The sequence below is a fragment of the Nocardiopsis halophila DSM 44494 genome, assembly GCF_000341245.1.
Classification (GTDB): domain Bacteria; phylum Actinomycetota; class Actinomycetes; order Streptosporangiales; family Streptosporangiaceae; genus Nocardiopsis_A; species Nocardiopsis_A halophila.
In genome coordinates this window covers 19,185-42,524 of record NZ_ANAD01000116.1, presented here as the reverse complement: position 1 = coordinate 42,524, position 23,340 = coordinate 19,185, and the positions used below count along the sequence as shown (strand labels likewise).

Here is a 23,340-nt window from a genome sequence, read left to right as displayed (position 1 = left end):
CGCGAGTGGGGCACCGGCCGGTCCGTCGTCGCCGCCCCCGGTGACCGCCCGCACGCCGCGCACCCCACAGCACTACCGTAAGAGGCACCGGCCTTCGTCGTCGCCGCTCGTTCCAGCACCGTTGTCACCGTTAGCGCCTCAGCGCCCGACGCCCGACGGGAAGGAAACGCCTCCACCGATTCGACACACCGCCAAGGGCTCGCGAGGTGGCCCACGGATGCCCTCTTCAACTTTCGGAAGCCGCCTCCTCTCGCCAGTGAATGCGGAACCTGGCCACCAGGTTCGGGGGTGCGTACGCGGATTCGCGGAGGTCTTCGGTCGATTCCTCAGGGCCGTTGTTCCGCGTCCGCTTTTCGGGCGTGTCGTACCGGGGCTTGTGGCCTCGGCACCCGGAAATGGATATGCGGACGTTCGCCACCGTTCGCCACCGCTGTTTTCCACAAGCGCCGGAATCTGGCCCCCGATGCGCCTTTCGGGTTGCTAACAAGGCACTGGAGCGCATTGCACCGCCCTCCGGTGCCGCGCGCGCCGTCACCCGTGTCTTCCGGACCGACCGGTCCATCCCCCGGTGAGAGGTGCCGCCCTTGCAGAGCCCGCGCCCCCGACGACCGTTCGACACGACCGATGACCCCGCCACACTCGTCGCCCGCGACCCCGAATCCGCCCGCGCCTGGGCCGAAGGTGCGCTGGCCTCGGGCCCCGACCCCCGCGTTCGGGCGCACGCCCTGTGCACGCTCGGCATATGCCTGCACGAGGAGGGCGACCCCGCCGCCGCCCACCGCCTGCTGGGACGCGCCGCGGCCGTCGCCTCCTCGGCCGGCCTCGACGGTGCGGCCGCCCGGGCCCGCCAGGCGCGCCTGGCCATCCGCGCCCTGCACGGCGGCCCGGGGCTGTCGGGTCCCGCGCTCGGCCGCCGCACCGACGCCGCTACGGCCCTGCTCCGGTGCGGCGTCGCCGAGGCCCAGCGGGGCCGCTTCCCCCGTGCCCTGGCCGCGCTCGACGCCGCTCTCGAACGGGTCGGCCCCCATGCGCCCGCGCGGCTGCTCCCCGCCCTGCTGGCCAACCGCGGGCTGGCCCTGGTCTATGCCGACCGGACCGCCGAGGCCGCCGACGACCTCGCCCAGGCCCTGGCGCTGGCCGACGAGCGCCGACTGGACTACCTGCGCGCCGCGGTCCTGCAGAACCTCGGCTGCCTGGCCGTCCGCCACGGCGAGACCGCCGAGGCCATGCGGCTGTTCGACGAGGCCGCCGCCCGCTCCACCCGCTCCCGCCGCATCGCCCTGCGGATCGACGGCGCGGACGCCCTCCTCGCCGCCGGGCTGCCCGACCAGGCGCGGATCCGCCTGGAGTCGTTCGGCGGCCCCGCCGCTGCCGGTCCGCTGCTGGGCGAGGCGGCGGCCCGGCTGGTGGACGCCAAGCACCGGCTCGCCCGCGGGGACCGGGGCGCCGCCATCGCCCAGGTCCGCCGGGTACGGGCCCGGTTCGCCCCCGACTCGCTGTGGGCCGCGCTGGCCGCGTCGGTGGAGTGGTCGGCGCGGTGCCTGTCGGCGCCCGAACAGGCGACGGGGGTCCGCCGGCGCACCGCGGCCCGGTGCGCCGTCTACTCCCCCACCGGTGCCGCCGGCGCGGTCCGCCCCTCCCGCGACCAGGCGGCCGCGGCCGCGCTCCTTGACTCCGGCCGGCACGCGGCCGCGCTGCGCCGGCTGGCGGGGGTCGAGCGTCCCGGGCATGCCGAGGCGGCCGGGCACGCACGTCCCCGGGAGCGGGGCATCGCCGCCGAAGGGGCGCGCCGGGCTCTGGCGGAGGGCCGCGGGGAGGACCTGCTGGCCTGGCTGGAGTACGGCCGCTCCGGCCGGGGTGCCGCGGTCTGCAGGGACGGCTCGTGGGCGGAGCTGCTGGAGCGGCTGCGCGACGCCTACCGGCGGGCCGACGACGGGGAGGAGGCGGCGTTCACCGAGATCGGGCACTGGTCGGCGCGCCTGGCCGCCGCCCAGTGGCACCGCTGCCGGACCGCTCCCCCGCCGGGCGGGGGCGTCCTGGAGGGGCTGCGCGACCGGCTCGGCGACCGGGTCCTGGTCTCCTACGCCGTGCTCGGCGGCGAATGCGTCGCCGTGGCCGTGGCCGATGACCGGGTGGCGGTGCACCGCCTGGGGCCCGTGGGCCGGATCGAGGCCGAGTCCGCCAAATTCGCGTTCGACCTGCGTCTGGCCGCGCTCCGAGGGGAGGGAGGCGGACACGGTGCGGCGGTCTCCGCCGCCCTTCTGGACCGGATGCTGCTGGGCCCGGTGTCGGGGCTGCTGGGCGACCGCCCGGTGGTGGTGTGCCCGGCGCCGGTGACACAGGAGCTGCCGTGGGGGCGGCTGCCGTCGCTGCGCGGCCGCGAGGTGTGCGTGGCGCCGTCGGCGCGGGCCTGGCTGGACGCCGACGCGGTGCGGGCGGCGGGGACGACGGGAACGGCGGCCGGGGCCGGTCCCGCCGTGGTGGCCTGCGGGCCGCGGGTCCCCGGGGCCTCCGCCGAGGCCGCGCGGGTACGGGACGTACTGAGCGGGGCCGGGTACCGGACGCGGCTGCTGTCCGGGGCGGAGGCCACCGTTCCCGAACTCCGGCGCCGCCTGCCGGAGGCGCCCGTGGCCCACCTGATCGGCCACGGCGGCATGGCGCCCGAGGCGCCGATGCTGGCCGCCCTGCTGTTCGCCGACGGCCCCTTGTTCGCCTACGACGCCGAGATGCTCTCTGCGGTCCCGCCCACGGTGGTGCTCTCCGCGTGCTGGTTGGGGGTGTCGACCCCGGCCCCGTCGGGCGCTCCGCTGGGGATGGGCTCCGCCCTGTTGTCCCGGGGCGCCCGGACCGTGGTGGCCTCGGCGGTACCGGTGCGCGACCTGGAGATCGCGGGGCCGATGACGGCGTTCCACTCCGCGGTGGCCTCGGGCACCGCCCCGGCCCGGGCGGTGGCGGACCACCTGGCGGAACACGGCTTCCTGTGCATGGGAGCAGGCTGATCCCGCTGAAGCCGTGAGAGGTGGGGGCGGGGAGGCCGCCCCCACCTCCGCTCCCACCGGCCGACCACCGAAACCGGCCGGACGGGGCAGGGCCCGTGGAGGGGAAAGCATGTGTCCGCCTCCGTCGGCAGAGGGTCCGTCGTCGGTCATCCGTGTGACCAGGAATCCGGGGCCGGCCGGGGCCCGAGAAGCACCGGCCTGGTCGCGCCCGTGTCACCGGGGCCTATCGGCCCGGGTCGACCGTCCGCCCGCGGTCCAGGCCGAGATGCCGGATGTGCACGTGACCGTGGACCGGTGCATCGGCGCGGGCGCCGACAGCGGAACGCAAGGTGCCACCGCCCGGCGGTGTGCTCACCAACGGCCCGGCGAGCAGGGACGGGGCGGCAAAAGAGCACACCGCCGACCGCCGGTCCCACGACCCGGTGGGGACCAGTGCCCCCGGTGGGGACCAGTGCCGTCCGCGCCCGGCACGGATTCGTGCGCCGGTCCGGAGGGCGCGACGGGGGCGCCACGGCAGAACCGGGGAACACTGTGCGAGGGTGGGCCGGAAGCGCCGGAACGGTGGCGGATGGGGCACTGTCGCGCCCGGGGACGATGTACAAGCGCTACCATTCACCCGACGCGCGTCCGGCGGTTCGCGCATTCCGGCGGACGGCGGTCCACCATGGAGGCGAGTCGCCGAGTTCCGCCCTGGCCCGCCGGGGGCCAACCCCTCCGGGCCGGTCGTCCAGGGCCTTCTTGGAGGTACGCGATGAGCCACGACAGCGATGACGAAGACCCCTCGGGGCTCCGGCTGTTCACCCTCGACGAGGCACACGCACTGATGCCGGAGATCCGGCAGCGCGCCGAGGACCTCGTCTCTCTCCGTGCGGACATGGCCGAACTCGCGGCCGACCTGCGGATCGCCGGGGACTCTGCGTTCGGTGGCCGGGCCGAGCTGAAGGGCATGGAGGCGCGCTTCAGCGAGCTCCAGGCCTGGTTCCCCGACAACGGCATCGAAGTGAAAGGGTTGGCGCCGATCCTGCTCGACCTGCCCGCCTTCCTGGACGGGGCGTCGGTCCGTCTGTGCTGGCTCGAAGGCGAGCCCGGGCTCGGCTGGTACCACAGGAGCGAGCTCGGCTTCTTCGGCCGCCGCCCCCTCCCCGAGCACTGACGCTGCCTTTTTCCAGAGGCATCGCGCCGCCCTACCCGGACGCCGTGTGCATCCTCCTGCGCCGAAGTCGGTGGCACACCCCGGATCGACGACTCGGCCGCGGCCCGGACCGGACCGCGGCCACCTGGTCGGGCGCACAGTGGGCACGTCGTCAGGGGAGAAAGCGACATACGCCCTCCCGCCGCCGAGCACCCGGTTACGTGAGGGACGTCCGGTTCCCGGACGGGCTTCGGACCGTGGACAGCCAAGCGGCGAAGACCCGCGTTCCGTCCCGGGAGAGCCGGGCACCGAGTCCGACCGAGACCGAGCAGGCCGACCGTGGCCAGGCCCGCGTATCACCCCGCTATGCAGGGACCAAGACCCCGTACGGGTCACACACGCTGAAGCGGTGGAGTTTCCACCCGTCCAGGTCGGCACGGCCGATTACGGTCCTGGACCGGACGTGGTCCGCCTTCGTAGGCCTCACCCCTATGCAAGCGGCCTCGGCCCCCGCAGAGGGACGGCAAGGCCGCCCGGAAGTCACACCACTCCAGCGGACACCTTCTCCTGGCCCCGGCCGCCGGGCCGAGGGCGCTCCCTCGCCGAGCACTCGGGGACGTGGGGGACGTCCGGGCCCGAACCGGGGACGGCGGAACGGTGGAAGGGCCCACGGGCCGCCGCCGGGGAGGCGTGGCGGAGCCGGGACCGTGTGCCGTCCTCCACGGGTGAGTGCAGGACCGCCTTCGGCGCATCGGGGCCTTCCGAGGGTGCCCCGGGAGGCCCCTTGCCGCCGGGCCGGAGGTCAGGGCCTCACCAGCCCCGTTCTCTCCACTCGTCCAAGTGGGGCCGCTCGGTGCCCAGGGTGGTGTCCTTGCCGTGCCCCGGATAGACCCAGGTCTCGTCGCCCATGTCCGCGAAGACGCGCTCCCCGACGTCGGTCAGCAGCGACCGGAAGTCGGCGTCCGACCAGGTCTTGCCCACCCCGCCCGGGAACAGGCTGTCGCCGGTGAACAGGTGCGTCACGCCCTCCGGGTCGTCGTAGCGCAGCGCGATCGACCCCGGTGTGTGCCCCCGGAGGTGCACCACCTCCAGCGAGCACTCCCCCACCGGCACGCGGTCGCCGTGCTCCACCGGGTCGTCGACCGACACCGGGAGCTCCTCGGCGTCGTCGGGGTGGGCCACGGTGCGCGCCCCCGTGACCCCCACCACCTCGGCCAGAGCCTGCCAGTGGTCGGGGTGCCGGTGGGTGGTGATCACCCGTGCCAGGCCGCCGTCTCCGATCAGGTCCACGATCCGGTCCGCCTCATCGGCGGCGTCGATGAGCACCGCCTCCCCGGTCCGCTTGCAGCGCAGCAGGTAGGCGTTGTTGTCCATCCGCCCCACAGCGAGCTTGCTGATGGTCAGTTCTGGCAGGTCGCGTACGTCGGCCGGTCCGCCGACCCTGGTATCTCCCGAGTAGCTCACGTCTCCCATTACAACACCCACCGGGGGCGCCGCTTCTCGAAGAAGGCGCTGCGTCCCTCGGCCGCTTCCTCCCCTGCGAAATAGTGCTCCGACAGTTCGGTCATGCGGGCGAACTCCGCCGCCCGCTCCTTCGCGCCGTGCTCCGACAGCAGCGCCTTGGCCCCCGCCAGCGCCCCGGGGGCGGCGGCGCGCAGCCCGTCGGCGACCCGCTGGACCGCCGCGTCCAGCTCGGCGCGCGGGACGGCCTCGGTGAGCAGCCCCGCCGCCACCGCGTCCCGTGCGCCGAACACCTCGCCGGTGAGCAGGTACCGGCTCAGCGCCCGGTCCTGCAGCCGCGCACGGACCGGGACCGAGATCACCGCCGGCACCACGCCGATGCGCACCTCGGTGAAGGCGAACTCGGTGTCCTCCGGCGCGATCGCCACGTCCGCCGCGGCCACCAGCCCCAGCCCTCCGGCCCGGGCCGTGCCGTTCAGGCGGGCGACCACCGGTTTGGGGGCGTCCATGACCGCCGCGAAGATCTCGCCCATCCCCGGCGCCTCCGGTGCGGGCTCCCGGCCGGCCAGCCGCTCGGCGACCTCCTTCAGGTCCGCGCCCGCGCAGAACACCGTCCCCGCCCCGGTCAGCACGACCGCGCGCACGGCGTCGTCGTCCATGGCCGCTCGCAACTCGGCCAGCAGGCCGGTGCGCAGCGGCGCGGAGAGGGCGTTGCGGTTGCGCTCGGAGTCCAGGGTGATCGTCGCGATCCCCCGGTCGGTGGTGCGCCGTACAGGCGGCCGCCCGCCCTCGGCCTCCGCCATCGGGTCTCCTTCCGTTCGGCTCATCGGCCCGCCGGACCCGCGCCGTCCGCCGACCGCAGCGCGGCCAGCGCCCCGTCGGCATGGGCGTTCATCCGGATCTCGCTCCTGACCACGTGCAGCACCCGGCCGTCGGTCCCGATCACGAAGGTGCACCGGCGGGTCGGCGCCAGCGCCGACAGCCCGGGAGCGGTGCGCCGCACCCCGTAGGCGCGCGCCACCCGCCCGTCCTCGTCGGAGAGCAGGGGGAAGCCGAGGCCGTGCATGTCCGCGAACGCGTGCTGGCGCTCGACCGCGTCCGCACTGACGCCCGCACACCCGGCCCCCAGCTGCGCGAACTCCGCCGCCAGGTCCCGGAAGTGGCAGCTCTCCGCCGTGCACCCGGGCGTCATCGCCGCCGGATAGAAGAACAGTACGAGGGGCCCCTCCGCCAGCAGCCCCTTCAGATCGCGCACGCGCCCGTCCTGGTCCGGCAACGAGAACCCGGGCGCCGCATCGCCGATATCCACCACGGGGCGCAATCTAGCCCACCCGTCGGCCCACCACCACCCTCAACCGACGCCAAAAGCGCAGCCCCACCACGTGCCACTCCGCCCGCCCGAGCGCACGCAGCCCCGCCCATCAGGCCGCGCCCTCGGCCGGTTCCCGAGGGCCGACAGGCGCATCCGTCGCCCGAAAGCCGCAGCCGACGCCCTCCGCCCGGCCGCTCCTTCCCGGTGGTCCCGAGGGGTCCGACGGTCCTGGTGGTCCGCTGCTCAGCGGTGCGCTGCTCCCGGTGGTCCGCCGCTCCCGGTGGTCCGCCGGTCCCGGCGGCCCCGGCTAATCGATGGTGGTGTAGCTCAGCAGCGGCACCCGCAGCTCTTCCGGCGTCAGGGCCCCGTGCTGGCCCACGAGCGCGCTCTCGACCGGTTCCGCGCGCGGTGCCACCAGCGCGCACGCACCGGTGGCGACGGCCAGCACGTCCCCGATGCGCTCCCGGACCCCGTCGTCCACCTGCCCGAACAGGCCCGCCTCGACCGCCTCCTCGCGGGTCACCACCCGGGCGCGCCCCTCCAGGCGCTCCGCCCAGGCCTCCCGCACGTCCGCGGTGGCCCCGGGCCGGGTGTACACCTGCCGCACCCGCGCCTCGCCCGCGAGCACGCGCACCCCCCGCGTCAGGTCCGGGTCGGCCTCCACGTCGATGCGGCCCGCCGCACCGGTGTCGACCATGCCGTGGTCGGCCGTCACGTACAGCGCCGCGTCCGGCGGCAGCGCGTCGGCGATCTGCTCGGCCAGCCGGTCCACGTGCCCCAGGTGCAGCCGCCAGTAGTCGGAGTCCATGCCGAACATGTGCCCGTAGGCGTCCAGGTCCGCGTGGTAGACGAAGACCAGCGACCGCTCCCCGGTGGACATCGCCGCGGCCGCGCGCACCGCCAGCTCGGTGATGTCGTTGGCCGGCAGGTACCGGCTGCCGCGGGCCGAGGCGCGGCTGAGGCCGCTGCCCTCGTAGGCGCCGGCCGCGACGTACCCGGTGGCCACCCCCGCGCGCTCGGCGCGCTGGTACACGGTGGCGCGGGGCTGCCACGCCTCCGGGTCGACGTCGGCGTCCCAGCGCAGCTGGTTGAAGACGGTGTCCCCGCCCGGCATGGCGACCTTGAGGCCGACCACCCCGTGGTGGCCCGGCGCCAGCCCCGTGCCGAAGGTGGTCAGGCTGGTCGCGGTGGTGGTGGGAAAGCCCGCCGTGATCGGCCCCGCCTCCCCGATCAGCGACGACAGGAAGGGGGCGCGCTCGCGGTGGGCGAGCAGCGCCTCCCATCCCAGGCCGTCCACGAGCAGCACGCAGGCGCGGCGCGCCGGAGGGAGCCCGAGCACCGACGGCTCGCCCTGCACCCCCAGCGACGCCAGGACGGAGGGGGCGAGGTCGGCCAGGGACGTGCTTCCGTACCCGGGGACGTCGAAGGGGGTGGTCACGGGCTTCCTCCTGGCTCTACGCGCCGGGCCGGTTCAGCGGGAGGCCGCCTCGGCGAGGACCGAGGCGAAGTTGAGCATGTTCGCCACCGCCTCCGGGCCGTCGGCGGCCTGGCTGACCCTCAGGGTCAGGGGTTCGGCGGTGATGGCGCCGGTGTAGCCGTGGTCGGCCTCACAGGTCTCGTCGGCGCAGGCGGCCGGCTCCAGGTCCACGTGGGCGACGGCGCCCCAGTTCACGCTCAGGCTGATGTTGAGGACCAGCTCGGCGGGGAGCGTCCCGGAGACGTGGTTGGCGGGGTCGGCCACCACCCGGGTCAGGGCGACGGACTGGATGTTGCCGATGCGGATCGCGTCGGTGGTGGTGGAGGCCTGGGGCCGGTCGGCGCCCTCCGTCGCCGGATGCTCGTCGGTGTGGCAGACGACCAGCCGCGTCGGGGTGAGCAGCAGAACGGTGATGTGCCGCCGCATCTCCATCGCGGGGTCGAAGGTGGCCTCGTGGTGGACGACGAAGGCGTCGGCGCTCTCGCTTCCGAGAGCGGCGGCGACGGCGTCGGTCACCAGGCCGGGGTAGTACCCGCTGCGCTCGATCTCCGAGCGCCAGTCGGTGGACACGGCACGCGTTTTCCTCATACCTCCATCCTGCCCTCTCCCGGCGACAGATCGCACCCTGGTCTGCGCGGTCGCGCCCGTCGGACCCGCCGGGCCCGCCATGGGTAACGCTCGGGCGGGGCGGGTACGGGGCGGGGCATGAAGGCGATTGCGCGCACCCGAATCCCGCCGCCCCGCGCCAGGGCGCCCCGCGGAACGGTCCCGCCGATGCCGAAACCGCCGCCGCCCGGCCCGGGGCCGACCCCGCCGGGCCCCGACCCGGTGCCGCCGGAACCGCCGGTGCCCGACCCCGAACCCGGCCCCGGGCCGGGGCCTCGCCCGGGCCCAGGGCCCATGCCGCCCGACCCCGAACCGCAGCCCGAACCGGCCTGAGGGGCAGGCTCCCGAAGAGCCGCCGACCCCGGATAGGCCCGGATAGGCGGAGACCGGACCCGCCCGCCCCGCTCCGGCCCGGAAGGCGGCGGAGCGGTCGGGGACGCCCGCCCTCTGGCCGGGGCTTCCGACCGGTCGGGGCGTGCGCCGGTCCGGGGCTCGGGGTGGGCGCGGTTCGCGCCGCCCTCGCGGGCGCCGCCGTCCGCGCACCGGCGCCCGCCGACGACGAGGCGCACGGCATGAGCGCACGGCCGCCGGAGGACCTGCCGACGGCGGACCTGCCGCCGGGCGCCCGCGCTGCCGCGCCTGCGGGGCACCGAACAGCCCGCCCGCAACGGACGGCGGCGGCAGGGCGGTGGCACGGCGGTTGCGCGGAACGTGCGCGGCAGAAGCGCACCGGGGCAGGCGCCCCGCCCGGCCGAGGACGTCTAGAACGCCACGCCGCGCAGGCGCCTGGGGCCCGAGTCGGGGCGGATGTCGGGGGCCTCCCGCAGCCACACGCGGGCCCCGAGGACGTGCGCCCCCTCCGCGTTGACCGTGACCGGGTCCAGGTCCATGTGACCGATCTCCGGAAAGGCGTCGGCCAGGCGCGACACCCGCACCAGCAGCTCCTCCAGCGCCTCCACGTTCGGCTGCTCGGCGAGCGAGGTCGCCCCCGCCGGCAGCCCGAACAGCAGCGGGGCCGCGCGCACCGCGTGCACCAGGTCGCTGGCGTCGGCGTGGGTCAGCGGCGCGAGCCGGAACGCGCGGTCGTCCAGCAGCTCGGCGGTGACGTCGGCCAGGCCGAACCCCACCACCGCGCCGAACGAGGGGTTGTCCCCCGCCCGGACCACCGTGGGCACGCCGGGCACCACCATCCGCTGCACGACCAGCATCGCCTCGTCGCCGAGGCGCCCGTGCAGCGCGGTGAAGGCGCCCCGCACGTCGTCCGGGCCGCGCAGGTCGGCGCGGATGCCGGTGCCGCCCGCGCGCAACCGCAGATCCGGGGCGTTGGCCTTGACCACGACCGGGTACCCCAGCCGCTCGGCCGCCGCCACCGCGCCCTCGGCGTCGAAGACCGGGACGTCGGTCCAGACGTCGATGCCGTAGCACCCCAGCAGCTCCCGGGCGGTCTGAGCCGGCATCGCCGACTCCTCGCCGTGCACCGGCTCGCTGGTGAACCACACCGGCCGGTGCGCCCCGCCCCCGTCCGTGCGCTCCGCGCGCTCCTCCAGCGCCCGGTCGATGACCGCGCGCGCCCGTGCGCCGTCCACGTCGGCCAGCTCGGGATGGCGCCCGGGGTCCCGCTCGCGCCAGAGCGCGTACCGGGTGGCGTGCGCCAGCGCCCGCACCGCGTCCTCCGGGGCGAGGTAGGAGGGCACCGACCCGCGGGCGGTCTCGCCCTGGTCGTTGACGTGCCGCAGCTCCTCGGGCAGTCCCTGGTGGCCCAGGTAGGTGGTGAGGATGGGCTTGTCGGAGGTGGCCGCCTTGGACCGCATCACCGCCGCCACGTCGTCGGAGATGGGGGTCAGCGCCGGGATGAACACCACGACGACCGCGTGCACCGCCTCATCGGCCAGGGCCTTGGACAGGGCTTGGTCGAAGTCCTCGGCGGTCGCCTTGGGTCCCAGGTCGACCGGTTCGTGCGGCTTGAGCCCCTCGCGCACGCAGGCGTCCTTGACCAGCAGCCCCAGCGAGTCGGAGTTGCCGAGGATGGCCACCCGCGGACCGACCGGCAGCGGCTGGTAGGCCAGCAACTGGGCGACGTCGAACATCTGGGTGATGTCGTCCACGCGGATCACCCCGGCCTGCTCGAACAGGGAGGTCACCGCGTAGTCGGGCAGGGAGAGCGCCCCCGCGGCGTGCCCGGTGGGCACCCCTGAGGAGCCGCCGCTGCGCACCGCCACGACCGGCTTGTGCTGGGCGAGCCGGCGCGCCAGGCGGGTGAACTTGCGCGGGTTGCCCAGCGACTCCAGGTACTGCAGCACGACCTCGGTCGCCGGGTCCTCCTGCCAGTACTGGATGAGGTCGTTGCCGGACACGTCGGCCCGGTTGCCCGCCGAGACGAACGTCGACAGCCCGATGCCGCGCTCGGACACCCGCTGGAGGATGGCCCGGCCCAGCGCGCCGGACTGGGAGAAGAAGCCGATGGGCCCGCGCGGCGGCACGTACGGCGACAGTGTCGCGTTGAGCGACACGGCCGGGTCGGTGTTGGCCACGCCCAGGCCGTTGGGGCCCACCACCCGCATGCCCTCCGCGCGCGCGGTGGTGACCAGGTCGTCCTGGCGCTCCTTGCCCTCGGGGCCGACCTCGCCGAACCCCGAGGTGACCACCACCAGCCCGTGCACGCCCTTGCGGGCGCACTCGCGGACCACGTCGGCCACCATGTCCGCGCGCACCGCCACCACGGCCAGGTCGACCGGGTCGGGGATGTCGAGGACGCTCGGGTAGGCGCGCACGCCGGCGACGGCGCGCGCTTCGGGGTGCACCGGGTAGACCGGCCCCTGGAAGTCCCCGGCCAGGAGGTTGCGCAGCGCCGTCTGGCCGACGGTGTGCGCGGTCCTGCTGGCGCCGATGACCGCGACCGACTCGGGGAAGAGGAGCCGGGCGATGGAGCGCGACTCGGCGCGCTGCTCGCGGGCCCTCATGACCTCCTCGGAGTGGTCGGTGGGCTCCAGGTCCAGGGTGAGGCGGATGACGCCCTCGTCGAAGGTCTGCTGGGCGGTGTAGCCCGCCTCCCGGAAGACGTTGATCATGCGCCGGTTCTCCGGCAGCACGTCGGCGATGAAGCGGCGCACCCCGCGCTCGCGCGCGGCCGCGCCGATGTGCTCCAGCAGCACCGAGGCCAGGCCGCGCCCCTGGTGGGCGTCCTCGACGAGGAAGGCCACCTCGGCCTCGTCCTCGCCGATCTTGTCGTAGCGCACGACGGCGACCATCACCCCGGAGATGGTCGCGATCAGGCCCACCCGTTCGTCGTAGTCCACGTGGGTGAAGCGCTTGACGTCGCGGTCGGACAGTCGGGGGTAGGGCGCGAAGAAGCGGTAGTAGATCGTCTCGGGCGACAGGCGCGCGTGGAACGCGCGCAACAGGTCGGCGTCCTCCGGCGTGATCGGGCGGATGTGGGCCGTCCCGCCGTCGGTGAGAACTACGTCGGCTTCCCAGTGGTTCGGGTATGGCTGCACGGTTTTGAGCCTAAAGGAGATCGGCCCCGGTGTGGGGAACGCCGCACACGTTTCGGAGCGCCGCACGGCGCTGCCGCTTCGTTACCTCGCCACACCGGAGAACCTGTTAACGTCTCTGTGCATAACGCTCAGAGCCCGCGCGCACGGTTGAGTTCTCCCCCGCTCGCCCGGCGGGGACGCAAGGTGGTGGTGGACCCAATGGCACGAGTCGTCGTGATCGGTGACCTCATGACCGATTCCGTTGCGCGGGCGTTCTATCCGCTCGCGCGCGGCAGCGACACCCCCGCCTCCGTGACGACCTACGGCGGCGGCTCGGGCGCCAACGTCGCGGCCTGGCTGGCGCTGGAGGGCGCCGAGGCCACGTTCGTGGGGCGCCGCGGCTCCGACATCACCGGCCGCACCCGCGAGATGGAGCTGATGGGCTACGGGGTGGACTCGCGCCTGGTCATGGACCCCGAGCGGGCCACCGGCACCTGTGTCGTGATGATCACCCACCGCGGCAACCGGACCATGCTCAGCGACCCCGGCGCCAACGCCCGCCTGCAGCCCGAGGACCTGCCGCGCGACGTGTTCGCCCCCGACGGGCACCTGCACGTGTCCGGGTACACCCTGATCAACGAGGACTCGCGGCGCGCGGCGCGGATGGCGCTGCGCGCGGCCCGCGAGGCCGGCATGTCGATCTCGGTCGACGGCGGATCGCACGCCCCGCTCAAGCGCGCGGGGGCGGAGAACTTCCTGGACTGGACCAACGGTGCCCGCCTGCTGTTCGCCAACACCGACCAGGCCGGGGTGCTGACCGGCCGGGACGACCCGGAGGCGGCGGCCAAGGTGCTGACCGCGTGGTTCCCGGCGGTGGTGATCAAGCTCGGCGACGAGGGCGCCCTGTGGGCCGCCAAGGGGCGCGACGACATCGTCCAGGTGCCGGCCGAGCCGGTGGCCCCCTCGCCCGGCTCGATCGGGGCGGGCGACGCGTTCATGGCCGGGTTCCTGCCGCTGTGGCTGTCCGGGAAGCACCCCAAGGACGCCCTGGCCCGGGGCCAGCACCTGGCCGCCCGCGCACTCCACATGCCCGGCGCCCGCCCCGACCTGGGCGACGTGTAGCAGAGCGGCGGGCGGCCGGCGGCCCGCGGGTCAGCCGTCGGGCAGCGCCGCGACTGCGTTGTTCTGTCCGACGACGATCCTCCAGGCACCCTGTTCGCGCGCGACCACGTAGGTCGCCACACCGTGGTGGCCGTCGACCGTCCGGCCGGCCTCGTCCGTGGGGACCTGCCGGACGTTCACCCCGACCGCGCCCGGCACGATCGCGAGGAGCTTGACGACCTCGTAGCGCGCGTAGGCGTCCCGCAGCGGCCCCTGGAAGGCGCGCGCCCCGAACCCGGCGATGGCATCGCGCCCGTCCAGGCGCATCCCCGCAGCGTTGGTCCAGGACGCCTCCGCGGCGAAGCACGCGCTCAGGGCCGCGGCGTCATGGGCGTTGAAGGCCTCCTCAAGATCCTTCACCACGGCCGTCGCCGCCTGCCGTTCCTCCGCCGCGACCTCTCCCGCCACCAGCATCCCCTCGGCCATGACGGCCTCCCTTCCATGACTGCACCGGTGGTCGGGGCCGGCGTCGCGCCGCTCCGTCCTGACGGCCGCCGACCCCAGGGGCCCTCCGGCCCCCGGGAACGACCCAACAGCCTCAAGTCGGGTTGAGGTCAAGCTCAGGGCGCGGCCGTGGCCGCGGGGGCCGTCCGCGCCCCTCGGGGTGCTTGGATCGGGTCCGTGGCGAACGGCGTCCGGGCGCGTTCATCAGCAGGTCCCCGGAGGCGGGAGCAGCCGGCCCGGGTGCACCGTGGACCGATGGGAACGCGGCAAGGGCCGTGCCGGGGCACCGCGCGGTAGGACCGGCTCCGAGGAACGCCCCTCGATCCCCGACGTGCGCCGACGCGGTTCCTGGACGGTGGAGGCCGGCGGCCGCTGAGCCGGCCGCGCAGGATTCCGGCGTTCGCGTGCATGCGGACGGCCGAGCCCGTGCGCACACCGAGGTCGGACCATGCCCCGCCCGGACGGTCACGGGGCGCCCCCGGAGGGGGCCGCCCCTGGTGCGACCAGCGCCCACGCAGGGATCGGCGGCCGCGCACCGGCGGAACGCGCTCCCGCCCCCGCCGGCCACCGCTCCTACGACGTCGACGCCAGGGCCAGCGGAAGGACCTCCTGGGCCCCCGCCTCCCTCAGCAGGCGGGCGGCGACGGCGAAGGTCCAGCCCGTGTCGGTGTAGTCGTCCACCAGGAGCACCGGGCCGTCCAGCGACGACAGCGCGCCCCGCACCTCGTCCGGGACCTCCAGGGCCTTCCACACCGACGCCAGCCGCTGGGCGCTGTTGTGCCGACGCGGCCCGGGCCCCTCCGGGTCCGTGTAGGACAGCGTCCCCACCGGGGCCAGCCGCCCGACCCGGGACAGCCGGGACGCCAGGTCGGCGACCATCGCCGGGCGGGTGCGCGAGGGCATCGCCGCCACCCCGACCGGGCGCCGCTCCCACGGCCAGGCCGCCAGCACCTCCACCACGGCCGTGAACGCCTTCTCGTCCACGGGCGCGTCCGGGGCGTCGTCGGCGAGCAGGCGGCGCAGCGCCGTCCCCCACCCGATGTCGGTCAGGCGCGCCAGCGCCCGCCCCTCCTCGGCCCGCAGCCCTTCGGGGATCTTGCCCGAGGCCTGCACGCCCAGCGCCGCCATCCCGGCCGGCCACTGGCGGCGCGGCGCCACCGGGACCCCCGGCCGCTCCAGGTGGGCGGCGGCCGCCCGGCGGCGCCCGGCGTCCACCTCGGCGGGCCAGGGGCGCCCGGTGCACCCGTCGCAGCGCCCGCAGGGCGCCGCCTCCGGGTCGTCGAGCTGGCGGCGCAGGAACTCCATCCGGCAGCCGGGGTGGGCGATGTAGTCGAGCATGGCCTGCTGCTCGCGCTCGCGCGCGGCCGCGACCGCCCGGTACCGCTCGGCGTCGTAGGTCCACTCCTGGCCGGTGGCCTCCCAGCCGCCGCGCACCCGGCGCACCGCCCCGTCCACGTCCAGCACCTTGAGCATCTGCTCCAGCCGGGACCGGCCCAGGTCCACCTCGGTCTCCAGGCGGGGCAGCGAGACCGGCCCGCCGGCCTCGCGCAGGGCCGACAGCGCCCGGCGCACGGTCTCCTCCGGCGGGAAGGACAGCCCGGCGAAGTAGGCCCAGATCTCCCGGTCCTCCCGGCCGGGCATCAGGATCGCCTCGGCCGACTCCACGCCGCGCCCGGCGCGCCCCACCTGCTGGTAGTAGGCGATGGGCGACTGCGGGGCGCCCAGGTGCACCACGAACCCCAGGTCGGGCTTGTCGAAGCCCATGCCCAGCGCGCTGGTGGCCACCAGTGCCTTGACCTTGTTGCCGAGCAGCTCCTCCTCGGCGCGGCGGCGCTCCTCGGGCTCGGTGCGCCCGGTGTAGGAGCGCACCTCGTAGCCGCTCTCGGCCAGGAAGGCGGCGGTCTCCTCGGCGGCGGCGACGGTGAGCGTGTAGATGATGCCCGACCCGGGCAGCTCCGGCAGGTACTGCGCCAGCCAGCTCCAGCGGGAGGCGCCGTCGGGCAGCTCCACCACGGCCAGGCGCAGGCTCTCCCGGTCCAGCGCGCCGCGCAGCACCAGCGGCTCCTCGCCGTCGCCCGCGCCGAGCTGCTCGGCCACGTCCCGGGTGACGCGCTCGTTGGCGGTGGCGGTGGTGGCCAGCACCGGGATCCCGGCGGGCAGCTCGCGCAGCAGGGTGCGGATGCGCCGGTAGTCGGGGCGGAAGTCGTGCCCCCAGTCCGAGACGCAGTGCGCCTCGTCGACCACCACGAGCCCGGCGCCGGCGGCCAGCCGGGGCAGCGCCCGGTCGCGGAAGTCGGGGCTGTTCAGCCGCTCGGGGCTGACCAGGATCACGTCGACCTCGCCGGCCTCGATGGCGGCGTAGGCCTCGTCCCACTCGGCGGTGTTGGAGCTGTTGACGGTGCGGGCGCGGATCCCCGCCCGCTCGGCGGCCGCGATCTGGTTGCGCATCAGGGCCAGCAGCGGGGAGATGATCACCGTGGGCCCGGCCCCCTGGGCGCGGCGCAGCGCGGTGGCCACGAAGTAGACCGCGGACTTGCCCCAGCCGGTGCGCTGCACCACCAGGGCGCGGCGGCCCCCGGCGACCAGGGCGGCGATCGCCGTCCACTGGTCCTCGCGCAGCTGCGCGTGCTCCCCGGCCAGCGCGCGCAGGTGGGATTCGGCGGCCTCGCGCAGGGCGGGGCCGTCGTGCGGGGCGTCGGGGGCCGGTGAGGCGTCGGAGGGCACCATGTCCTCCTTGGTACCAGAGCCCGGGAGGGGCCCGGGGCGTCTTCGCGGGGGCTGTNAGGCGGGCCCGCCGGTCCCGCCTGTCAGTCCCGCTCGCCGGGCCCGGTCCCGGTCCGCCCCGACTCGGCCCGGCGCTTCTCCAGCGCGTCCTCCAGCTCGTCGGTGACCAGGTGCTCGGCGACCACCATGCCGCGGGTGTAGGACACCCGCCCCAGGGTCTGGGCCAGCACCGGCATCGTCATGAACTGGAACACCGCCACCAGCGCCAGCGGGAGCGCGGTGCGCAGGTCGGGCAGCCGGAAGGCGGCCCCGGCCAGGATCAGCAGCAGCGCCACGGTGTCGGGCTTGGTGGAGGCGTGCATGCGCCCGAGCAGGGTCGGGAAGCGCACCATGCCGATCGTGCCGGTCAGCGCGAACAGCGCCCCGAGGGGCAGCAGGACCGCGGTGGCCCAGTCAGTCGCGGTCATGGGCCCTCCTCTCGGCGAAGCGCGCGGCGGTCAGGGTGGCCACGAACCCCAGCAGGGCGATGGTCACCATCACGCCCACGTAGGAGGAGTCCCCGCGCACCGCGACCTGCAGCGCGATGAAGCTCACCAGCAGCACCGACACGGTGCTCAGCCCCACGACCCGGTCCAGTACCGACGGGCCGCGCACCAGCCGGTAGACGGCCAGCAGGACCGAGGCCCCGAGCATCACCGCGGTCGCCGCGAAGGAGTAGTCCAAGGCGTTCACCGCTCCTCCCTCCCCGCGGCGCGGGCCGCGTGCATCGCGTGCTCGGTGGCCTCGAAGTCGGCGATGTCCGCCGTCGAGCCGAAGGCGCGCACGAAGAGCTCCTCGATGCGCCGCACGTCGCGGCGCAGCCGCGGCACGTCGCCCTCTCCGCGGATGGGGATGCCGTGCACGTAGATCACGCCGCCCTCCCGGTCGAGTTCGATGGTCTGGCTGCCGGTGACCAGCGACAGGCCACCGCTGACCATGGCCATGAGCAGGTCGGAGTCGGTGCGCAGGGGCACCGCGACGATCGCGCCGCGCACCCGGTGCGGGCGGTCGAAGGTGAAGTAGGCCATCTGGACGCTGGAGGCCAGCAGGTCCCAGAGGATGCGCACGGCCAGCCGGACCGCCCACAGGGGGCGGAACCGCAGCCGCACCGGCAGGTGCGGGAGCCGGGCGGCGACGTAGCAGCCCGCCCCCACGGCGAAGCCGGCGATGAGGGTGCCGGGGCTCGCGTCGCCCCACAGCACCGCCCACATGACGGTCAGCCACAGCACCATCGGCAGGCGGCCCAGCAGGCGCATCCCGGCACCGTTCACGGCGTTCACGACGCACCTCCCAGGACGGCCTGCAGGTAGGCCCCGCCGCCGAGCAGGTCGCGCGCGGCGGTGAAGGCCAGGTCGGTGAGCGGCCCGGACAGCGCGGCCAGGACCAGCCCGAGGGCCACCATCGCGCCGGTGGCCCCCGCCATCAGCAGGGCGCCCCCGGAGCGGCGGCCCCGGAGCCGCTCCCCGGCCTCGACCACGTCGGGCAGCGGGACGCCCCAGAAGGCGCGCACCCACACCCGGAAGATCGCCATGAGGGTGAGCAGGCTGGTGGCCACGCCGGCGGCGACCCCCGTCCAGGCGAGCCATCCCCCGGCCTCGGCCCCGGCCTGGAAGAGCGCCACCTTGGCCACGAAGCCCGACATCGGCGGCAGCCCCGCCAGGCTCATCGCCGGAAGGAAGAACAGCAGCGCCAGCATGGGCGAGATCGCGGTCAGCCCGCGCAGCGCGCGCAGCGAGGTGTGCCCCACGTACTGCCGGATGAGCCCGTTGACCAGGAACAGGCTGGCCTGCACGACGATGTGGTGGACCAGGTAGACGATGACCCCGGCCAGCCCGGCCGCGCTGCCCAGCGCCAGCCCGAAGAGCATGAAGCCGATGTGGCTGACCAGCGCGAAGGACATGATCCGGTTGACGTCGTCCTGCACCAGGGCGCCGAGGATGCCCACGACCATGGTGGCGATCGCCAGCCACATGATCACCGCCGAGGTGTCGTCCCGGGCGAAGAGCAGCGTCTGGGTGCGGATGACGGCGTAGACGGCCACCTTGGTCAGCAGCGCGGCGAAGATCGCCGAGATGCGGGTCAGGGCGACCGGGTAGCTGTCGGGCAGCCAGAAGTGCATCGGCACGATGGCCGCCTTGATCCCGAACACCACCAGGAACATCAGCGCCAGCACCATGCGCAGCGGCTCCGGCGCGGTGTCGAGGCGCAGCGCGATGTCGGCCATGTTCACCGTGCCGGTGGCGCCGTAGACCAGCGCGATCCCGGTCAGGAACAGGATCGAGGAGGTCAGGCTGACCACGGTGTAGATCATGCTGGCCCGCACCCGCGCGCGCGTGGGCGCCTGGGTGATCAGCGCGTAGCTGGCGGTCAGCATGATCTCGAAGCCGACGAAGAGGTTGAACAGGTCCCCGGCCAGGAAGCTCAGGCACACCCCGGCGGTCAGCACCAGGTAGATGGGGTGGAAGACCGCCGGTGTGGCCCGGCTCAGGCCCGCGGTGTCCTGGCCGATCGCGTACAGCAGCACGACGAGCAGGACGACCGAGGAGACCAGCAGCAGCAGCGCGGTCAGCGGGTCGGCGACGACGGTGATGCCGATGGGGGCCTCCCACCCGCCCGCCTGGGAGGTGAGCACCGTCCCGTCGGCGGTGCTCCGCACCAGCTCTGCGGCGGCCAGCACCACCAGGAGCAGCGTCACGACCGAAACGGCCTGCTGGCCGCGGCGGTAGGAGCGCAGCAGCAGCGCCGCCGCGGCACCCAGGACGGGGACGAGGAAGGGGACGGCGAGGAGTGTGGTCATGCCGACTCCTCCGGTTCCTCAAGACGGCTGATGCGGCGGTCCTCAAGGTCGTCGGGGACCTCGTCGTCGCCGTCGCCCAGCCACACCCGGTAGGCCAGCGCGAGCAGGAACGTGGTCACGCCGAAGGTGATGACGATGGCGGTCAGCGCCATCGCCTGGGGCAGCGGGTCGCTCATCTGCGAGGCCTCGCCCGGGAGCAGCGGGGGCAGGGTGATGGCCCGGTCGGTGAGCATGAGCGACAGGTTGGCCGCGTGGCCCAGCAGCAGGATCCCGAAGACGACGCGCATCAGGGAGCGCTGGAGCAGCAGGTAGAAGCCGCAGGAGTAGAGGACGCCCACGGCCAGGATCAGGACGAGACTCGGCGCCGGCGTCACTGCGCACCTCCCTTGTTGCGTGCGCGCCGGCGCCGCCGCCCCGCGCGCGCTTCCTCCTCCTCGGCCTCCATGCGCGCGCCCAGCGCGGCCACGACCGACAGCACGAGTCCGACCACGATGAGGAACACCCCGGATTCGAACACGAGGTAGCTGGCGAACGTGACCTCGCCGAACACCGGCAGGTCGGCCTTGGCCTTGAAGACCTCCAGCAGCTCTCCGCCGCCGAACAGCGGAAGCCCCGCGGTCACCCCGGACAGCAGCAGGCCCAGCGCCAGCAGGGTGTTGGGCTTGAGCGGCATGCCGGCGGCCAGCTCGTGGCGGCCCCCGGCGATGTAGCGCAGCACGAACGCCATGCTGGCCACCAGCCCGCCGGCGAACCCGCCGCCGGGCCGGTCGTGCCCGGAGACCAGCAGGAACACCGAGAAGACCAGCACCGAGGGGACCAGCAGCCGGACGGCCACCTCCAGCAGCACCGACCGGGGGCCGAAGGCCGGGCTGACGACGGTGCTGAGCCAGCGCTCGCGGGGCGCCTCCCAGCCCTCGGGGGGCGTCCCCGCCCCGGTGGACACCTCGCTCATCGGGCGCTCCCCTCCCCGGCCTCCGGGCCGGGCACCCCGGGCACCGCCTCGGGGGCCTCGGCCGCGGGCTCGTCGACGACCCGGTCGCGCCGGTTGAGCAGCACCAGGGAGGCCACCGCGACGGCGGCGGTGGCCAGCACCACCACCTCGCCGAAGGTGTCCAGCGCCCGGAAGTCGGCCAGGATCGTGTTGACCAGGTTGTGGCCGCCGGCCTCGTCGGCCCGCCCGGCGTAGTCGGCCCCGACCGGGGACGCGGTGCGGGCCGAGGTGGCCAGCCACAGGGTCAGCGCCACGAACGTCCCGGCGGCGCCGGAGAGCAGCACCATCAGGCGCTTGGGCCAGCCGGGCGGGCGCACCGAGAACGTCGCGGGCAGCCGCCGCAGCACGAAGACCAGGATGACCGTGGTCAGCGTCTCCACCAGCACCAGCGTCAGGGCCAGGTCCGGGGCGCCGTGCAGGACGAACAGCCCGGCGATGGCGAACCCGGTGGCGCTGAGCAGGATCAGCGCGGCGAACCGGCGGTGCTCGCGCAGCGCGGCGATCGCGGTGACCGTCATGACCAGGGCCAGGAGCGGCTCCAGGGGGCTGTCCCACAACCGCAGGTTCTCGCCGGCCGGGAGCGCGGCCTCACCGGTCCCCAGCGCCCAGGCCAGGCGCGCACCGGGCAGGGCCAGCAGGGTCGCCAGGATGATGCCGAGGTAGGCGGGCAGCGAACCGGTCTGAAGGCGCCGGGTGATGCTGAGCGCGACGGCGTACACCCCGTGCACGAAGAGGTGGTAGCCGATCTCGGCGTCGGGGCCGCGCGGCAGCCGCGCCTGGGCGCCCTCCACCGCCGCGCGCCAGTGGAACAGCGCGTATCCGGCGGCGATCACCAGCCCGGTCAGCAGCAGGGACGGGCCGATTCCGTGCCAGAGCGCCAGGTGGTACGGGGCGCCGTGGTCGGGGTAGGCCGCGGCGTAGGCCTGCGCGATCGGGTCGAGGGCCCCGGGGAGCAGTCCGAAGACGAGGCTGAGCGCCCCGAGGCCGACCGGGGCGGCGAGGAAGGCCGCCGTGGGGCGGTGGAAGTGCGGCTCGGCCACGCCGGGCTTGACCGCGAACGCCCCCCACCAGAAGCGCGCGCTGTAGCCGAAGGTCAGCACCGAGGCCAGGACGATCCCGGCGAGCATGGCCGCGGCCGCGGCCGGCGGCAGCTCGGCGGCGTGGCCGGGCAGGAACGCCTCCAGCGCGGCCTCCTTGGCCGCGAAGCCCAGCAGCGGGGGCAGGCCCGCCATGGAGGCGGCGGCCGCCCCGGCCGCGACGGCCAGCACGGGCATGCGGCGGCGGAGCCCGGTCAGGGCGCCGATGCTGCGGGTGCCCGTCTGGTGGTCGATCACGCCGACCGTCAGGAACAGGCAGGACTTGAAGAGTCCGTGGGCCAGCAGCGCACCGGCGGCGGCGATGGCGGCGGTGTGCGCGCCCATGCCGCCGAGCAGCATCAGGAAGCCGAGCTGGCTGACGGTCCCGTAGGCCAGGAGCAGTTTCAGGTCGTCCTGGCGCAGCGCCCGCCAGCCGCCCAGGACCATGGTGGCCAGGCCGAACACCAGCACGAGCGCGCGCCAGGGGTCGGTGTCGGCGAACCCGGGGGCCAGGCGGGCCACCAGGTAGACGCCCCCCTTCACCATGGCGGCGGCGTGCAGGTAGGCGCTCACGGGGGTGGGCGCAACCATCGCCCCGGGCAGCCAGTAGTGCAGGGGCGCCTGCGCGGACTTGGCGAAGGCCCCGGCCAGGACGAGCACCAGCGCCAGCGGCACCAGGGGACCGTCCGGGGGCGACTCCACCAGGGCCGAGATCCGGTAGGTGCCGCCGGCCTGCCCCAGCAGGACGAACCCGATGAGCATCGGCAGGCCGAGGCCGGCGGTGGTGATCAGGGCCTGCAGGGCGGCGCGGCGCGCGCCCTCCTTGCGGTCGTCGTGCCCGACGAGCAGGAAGGAGGTGACCGAGGTCAGCTCCCAGAAGACGTAGAGCGCGAACAGGTTGTCGGCGGTGACCACGCCGAGCATGGCGCCGGCGAACAGCGTCATGACGGCGGCGAGCCGCCCCAGGCCGCGCTCGCCCGCGCGGAAGTAGCCGGCGCTGTACCAGAAGATGGCCGCCCCTACCCCGCTGACCAGCAGCACCATGGCCAGGGACAGGGCGTCGAGGCGGAAGTCCAGGTCGATCCCGAGGGCGGGCACCCAGGCCAGGCGCGCCTGGGCCGCGTCCCCCGCGAGCACGGCGGGGGCCTGGGCCAGGGCCCAGGCGGCGGCGAGCGCGAGCGGGACGCTGGCGGCGAGGAAGGCGCGCGCCCCGGCGGCCCGGGCGAGCGGGGGCAGCACGACCGCGACGGCGGCGTGCAGGGCGATGATCAGCGGCAGCAGCATGGACCTCGTTGTCGGCGGCGGGGTCGGGCGGCACCGGGCACGGGCGGGCCCGGCGGGGCGGTGCGGGGGATACAAGGTTAGCGGCGGCGTCCCCGCACGGCTTGACTCCCACACGAGGGCGTGTAACATTCGCCCGCGCTTTTCCGTAATGCGAAATGATCACGCTCCGTGCTTTCGGGTCGCCACCAGCGCATTCCCCCGTCGACCACCGCGCGCCCCCGCTCGCATTCCCGTATCGCACGTGGGAGATCTCACCAAACGGAACGGACATCACCCGACCTGGGGGCGGCGCCCGGCCGCGCCCGGACCACGTCACGCAACGTAGCCCCTCTCGACCGCTCCTCCGGGCGCCTCCGCCCATCGC

The 23,340-nt window shown here is 75.0% G+C and carries 18 protein-coding genes; 3 read left to right on the top strand and 15 right to left on the bottom strand.

The genetic code is table 11. The features are described from left to right. The first annotated feature begins 584 nt into the window (after positions 1-584). Together D450_RS0114260 and D450_RS0114255 are read left to right on the top strand one after the other, a co-directional pair. Positions 585-2,999 carry a CHAT domain-containing protein gene (locus D450_RS0114260; RefSeq protein WP_017539345.1) on the top strand — a complete coding sequence of 805 codons (2,415 nt, stop codon included), beginning with the start codon at positions 585-587 and terminating at the stop codon, positions 2,997-2,999. Positions 3,000-3,750: 751 nt separating this feature from the next. Then, positions 3,751-4,152 (top strand): DUF2203 domain-containing protein, encoded by a 402-nt coding sequence (locus D450_RS0114255; RefSeq protein WP_017539344.1) that lies wholly within the window; start codon positions 3,751-3,753, stop codon positions 4,150-4,152. 789 nt (positions 4,153-4,941) lie between these two features. Here D450_RS0114255 and D450_RS0114250 read toward each other — a convergent pair. From D450_RS0114250 to D450_RS0114225, 6 genes are all read right to left on the bottom strand, one after another. Then, positions 4,942-5,595, bottom strand: coding sequence for an MBL fold metallo-hydrolase (locus D450_RS0114250; RefSeq protein WP_026128549.1), 654 nt, complete (start codon positions 5,593-5,595; stop codon positions 4,942-4,944). Positions 5,596-5,603: 8 nt separating this feature from the next. Beyond that, on the bottom strand, positions 5,604-6,395 hold the full coding sequence (locus D450_RS0114245; RefSeq protein ID WP_017539342.1) for an enoyl-CoA hydratase-related protein: 792 nt from the start codon (positions 6,393-6,395) through the stop codon (positions 5,604-5,606). 20 nt (positions 6,396-6,415) lie between these two features. Next, on the bottom strand, positions 6,416-6,901 hold the full coding sequence (locus D450_RS0114240; RefSeq protein ID WP_026128548.1) for a peroxiredoxin: 486 nt from the start codon (positions 6,899-6,901) through the stop codon (positions 6,416-6,418). 310 nt (positions 6,902-7,211) lie between these two features. Continuing rightward, a complete protein-coding gene (locus tag D450_RS0114235) occupies positions 7,212-8,342 on the bottom strand; it encodes an alkaline phosphatase family protein (protein WP_017539340.1) in 1,131 nt (376 codons plus the stop codon). A 33-nt stretch (positions 8,343-8,375) separates the two neighbouring features. Beyond that, the gene (locus D450_RS0114230; protein WP_083932634.1) at positions 8,376-8,969 is read right to left on the bottom strand and encodes a DUF5998 family protein; all 594 of its coding nucleotides are present in this window, start codon (positions 8,967-8,969) and stop codon (positions 8,376-8,378) included. Between the two features lie 779 nt (positions 8,970-9,748). After that, positions 9,749-12,481 carry a bifunctional acetate--CoA ligase family protein/GNAT family N-acetyltransferase gene (locus D450_RS0114225; protein ID WP_026128547.1) on the bottom strand — a complete coding sequence of 911 codons (2,733 nt, stop codon included), beginning with the start codon at positions 12,479-12,481 and terminating at the stop codon, positions 9,749-9,751. A gap of 198 nt (positions 12,482-12,679) precedes the next feature. Between D450_RS0114225 and D450_RS0114220 the strand changes: the two genes are divergently transcribed. Continuing rightward, complete coding sequence (locus D450_RS0114220; RefSeq protein WP_039820507.1) at positions 12,680-13,582, top strand: carbohydrate kinase family protein; 903 nt, start codon at positions 12,680-12,682, stop codon at positions 13,580-13,582. A 30-nt stretch (positions 13,583-13,612) separates the two neighbouring features. Here the strand turns inward: D450_RS0114220 and D450_RS0114215 are convergent, their stop codons facing one another. The 9 genes from D450_RS0114215 to mbhE all read right to left on the bottom strand — a co-directional run bounded on the left by D450_RS0114215 (position 13,613) and on the right by mbhE (position 22,976). Further along, a complete protein-coding gene (locus tag D450_RS0114215) occupies positions 13,613-14,047 on the bottom strand; it encodes an SgcJ/EcaC family oxidoreductase (RefSeq protein ID WP_017539336.1) in 435 nt (144 codons plus the stop codon). Positions 14,048-14,638: 591 nt separating this feature from the next. Next, positions 14,639-16,792 (bottom strand): RecQ family ATP-dependent DNA helicase, encoded by a 2,154-nt coding sequence (locus tag D450_RS0114210; RefSeq protein WP_017539335.1) that lies wholly within the window; start codon positions 16,790-16,792, stop codon positions 14,639-14,641. Between the two features lie 80 nt (positions 16,793-16,872). After that, entirely contained in the window at positions 16,873-17,256 is a 384-nt protein-coding gene (gene mnhG / locus D450_RS0114205) for a monovalent cation/H(+) antiporter subunit G (RefSeq protein ID WP_017539334.1), read from the bottom strand. After that, positions 17,243-17,521 carry a monovalent cation/H+ antiporter complex subunit F gene (locus tag D450_RS0114200; protein WP_017539333.1) on the bottom strand — a complete coding sequence of 93 codons (279 nt, stop codon included), beginning with the start codon at positions 17,519-17,521 and terminating at the stop codon, positions 17,243-17,245. Before D450_RS0114200 ends, mnhG begins: the two co-directional genes overlap by 14 nt. Continuing rightward, positions 17,518-18,108 carry a Na+/H+ antiporter subunit E gene (locus D450_RS0114195; RefSeq protein ID WP_017539332.1) on the bottom strand — a complete coding sequence of 197 codons (591 nt, stop codon included), beginning with the start codon at positions 18,106-18,108 and terminating at the stop codon, positions 17,518-17,520. The genes D450_RS0114200 and D450_RS0114195 overlap by 4 nt, the downstream gene beginning before the upstream one ends. Next, on the bottom strand, positions 18,105-19,625 hold the full coding sequence (locus D450_RS0114190) for a Na+/H+ antiporter subunit D (RefSeq protein WP_017539331.1): 1,521 nt from the start codon (positions 19,623-19,625) through the stop codon (positions 18,105-18,107). The genes D450_RS0114195 and D450_RS0114190 overlap by 4 nt, the downstream gene beginning before the upstream one ends. Continuing rightward, the gene (locus tag D450_RS0114185) at positions 19,622-19,999 is read right to left on the bottom strand and encodes a sodium:proton antiporter (RefSeq protein WP_017539330.1); all 378 of its coding nucleotides are present in this window, start codon (positions 19,997-19,999) and stop codon (positions 19,622-19,624) included. Before D450_RS0114185 ends, D450_RS0114190 begins: the two co-directional genes overlap by 4 nt. After that, the gene (locus tag D450_RS0114180) at positions 19,996-20,577 is read right to left on the bottom strand and encodes an MnhB domain-containing protein (RefSeq protein WP_017539329.1); all 582 of its coding nucleotides are present in this window, start codon (positions 20,575-20,577) and stop codon (positions 19,996-19,998) included. Before D450_RS0114180 ends, D450_RS0114185 begins: the two co-directional genes overlap by 4 nt. Next, positions 20,574-22,976, bottom strand: a complete 2,403-nt coding sequence (mbhE, locus tag D450_RS0114175; RefSeq protein ID WP_017539328.1) for a hydrogen gas-evolving membrane-bound hydrogenase subunit E — start codon at positions 22,974-22,976, stop codon at positions 20,574-20,576. Before mbhE ends, D450_RS0114180 begins: the two co-directional genes overlap by 4 nt. Between the last annotated feature and the right edge of the window lie 364 nt (positions 22,977-23,340).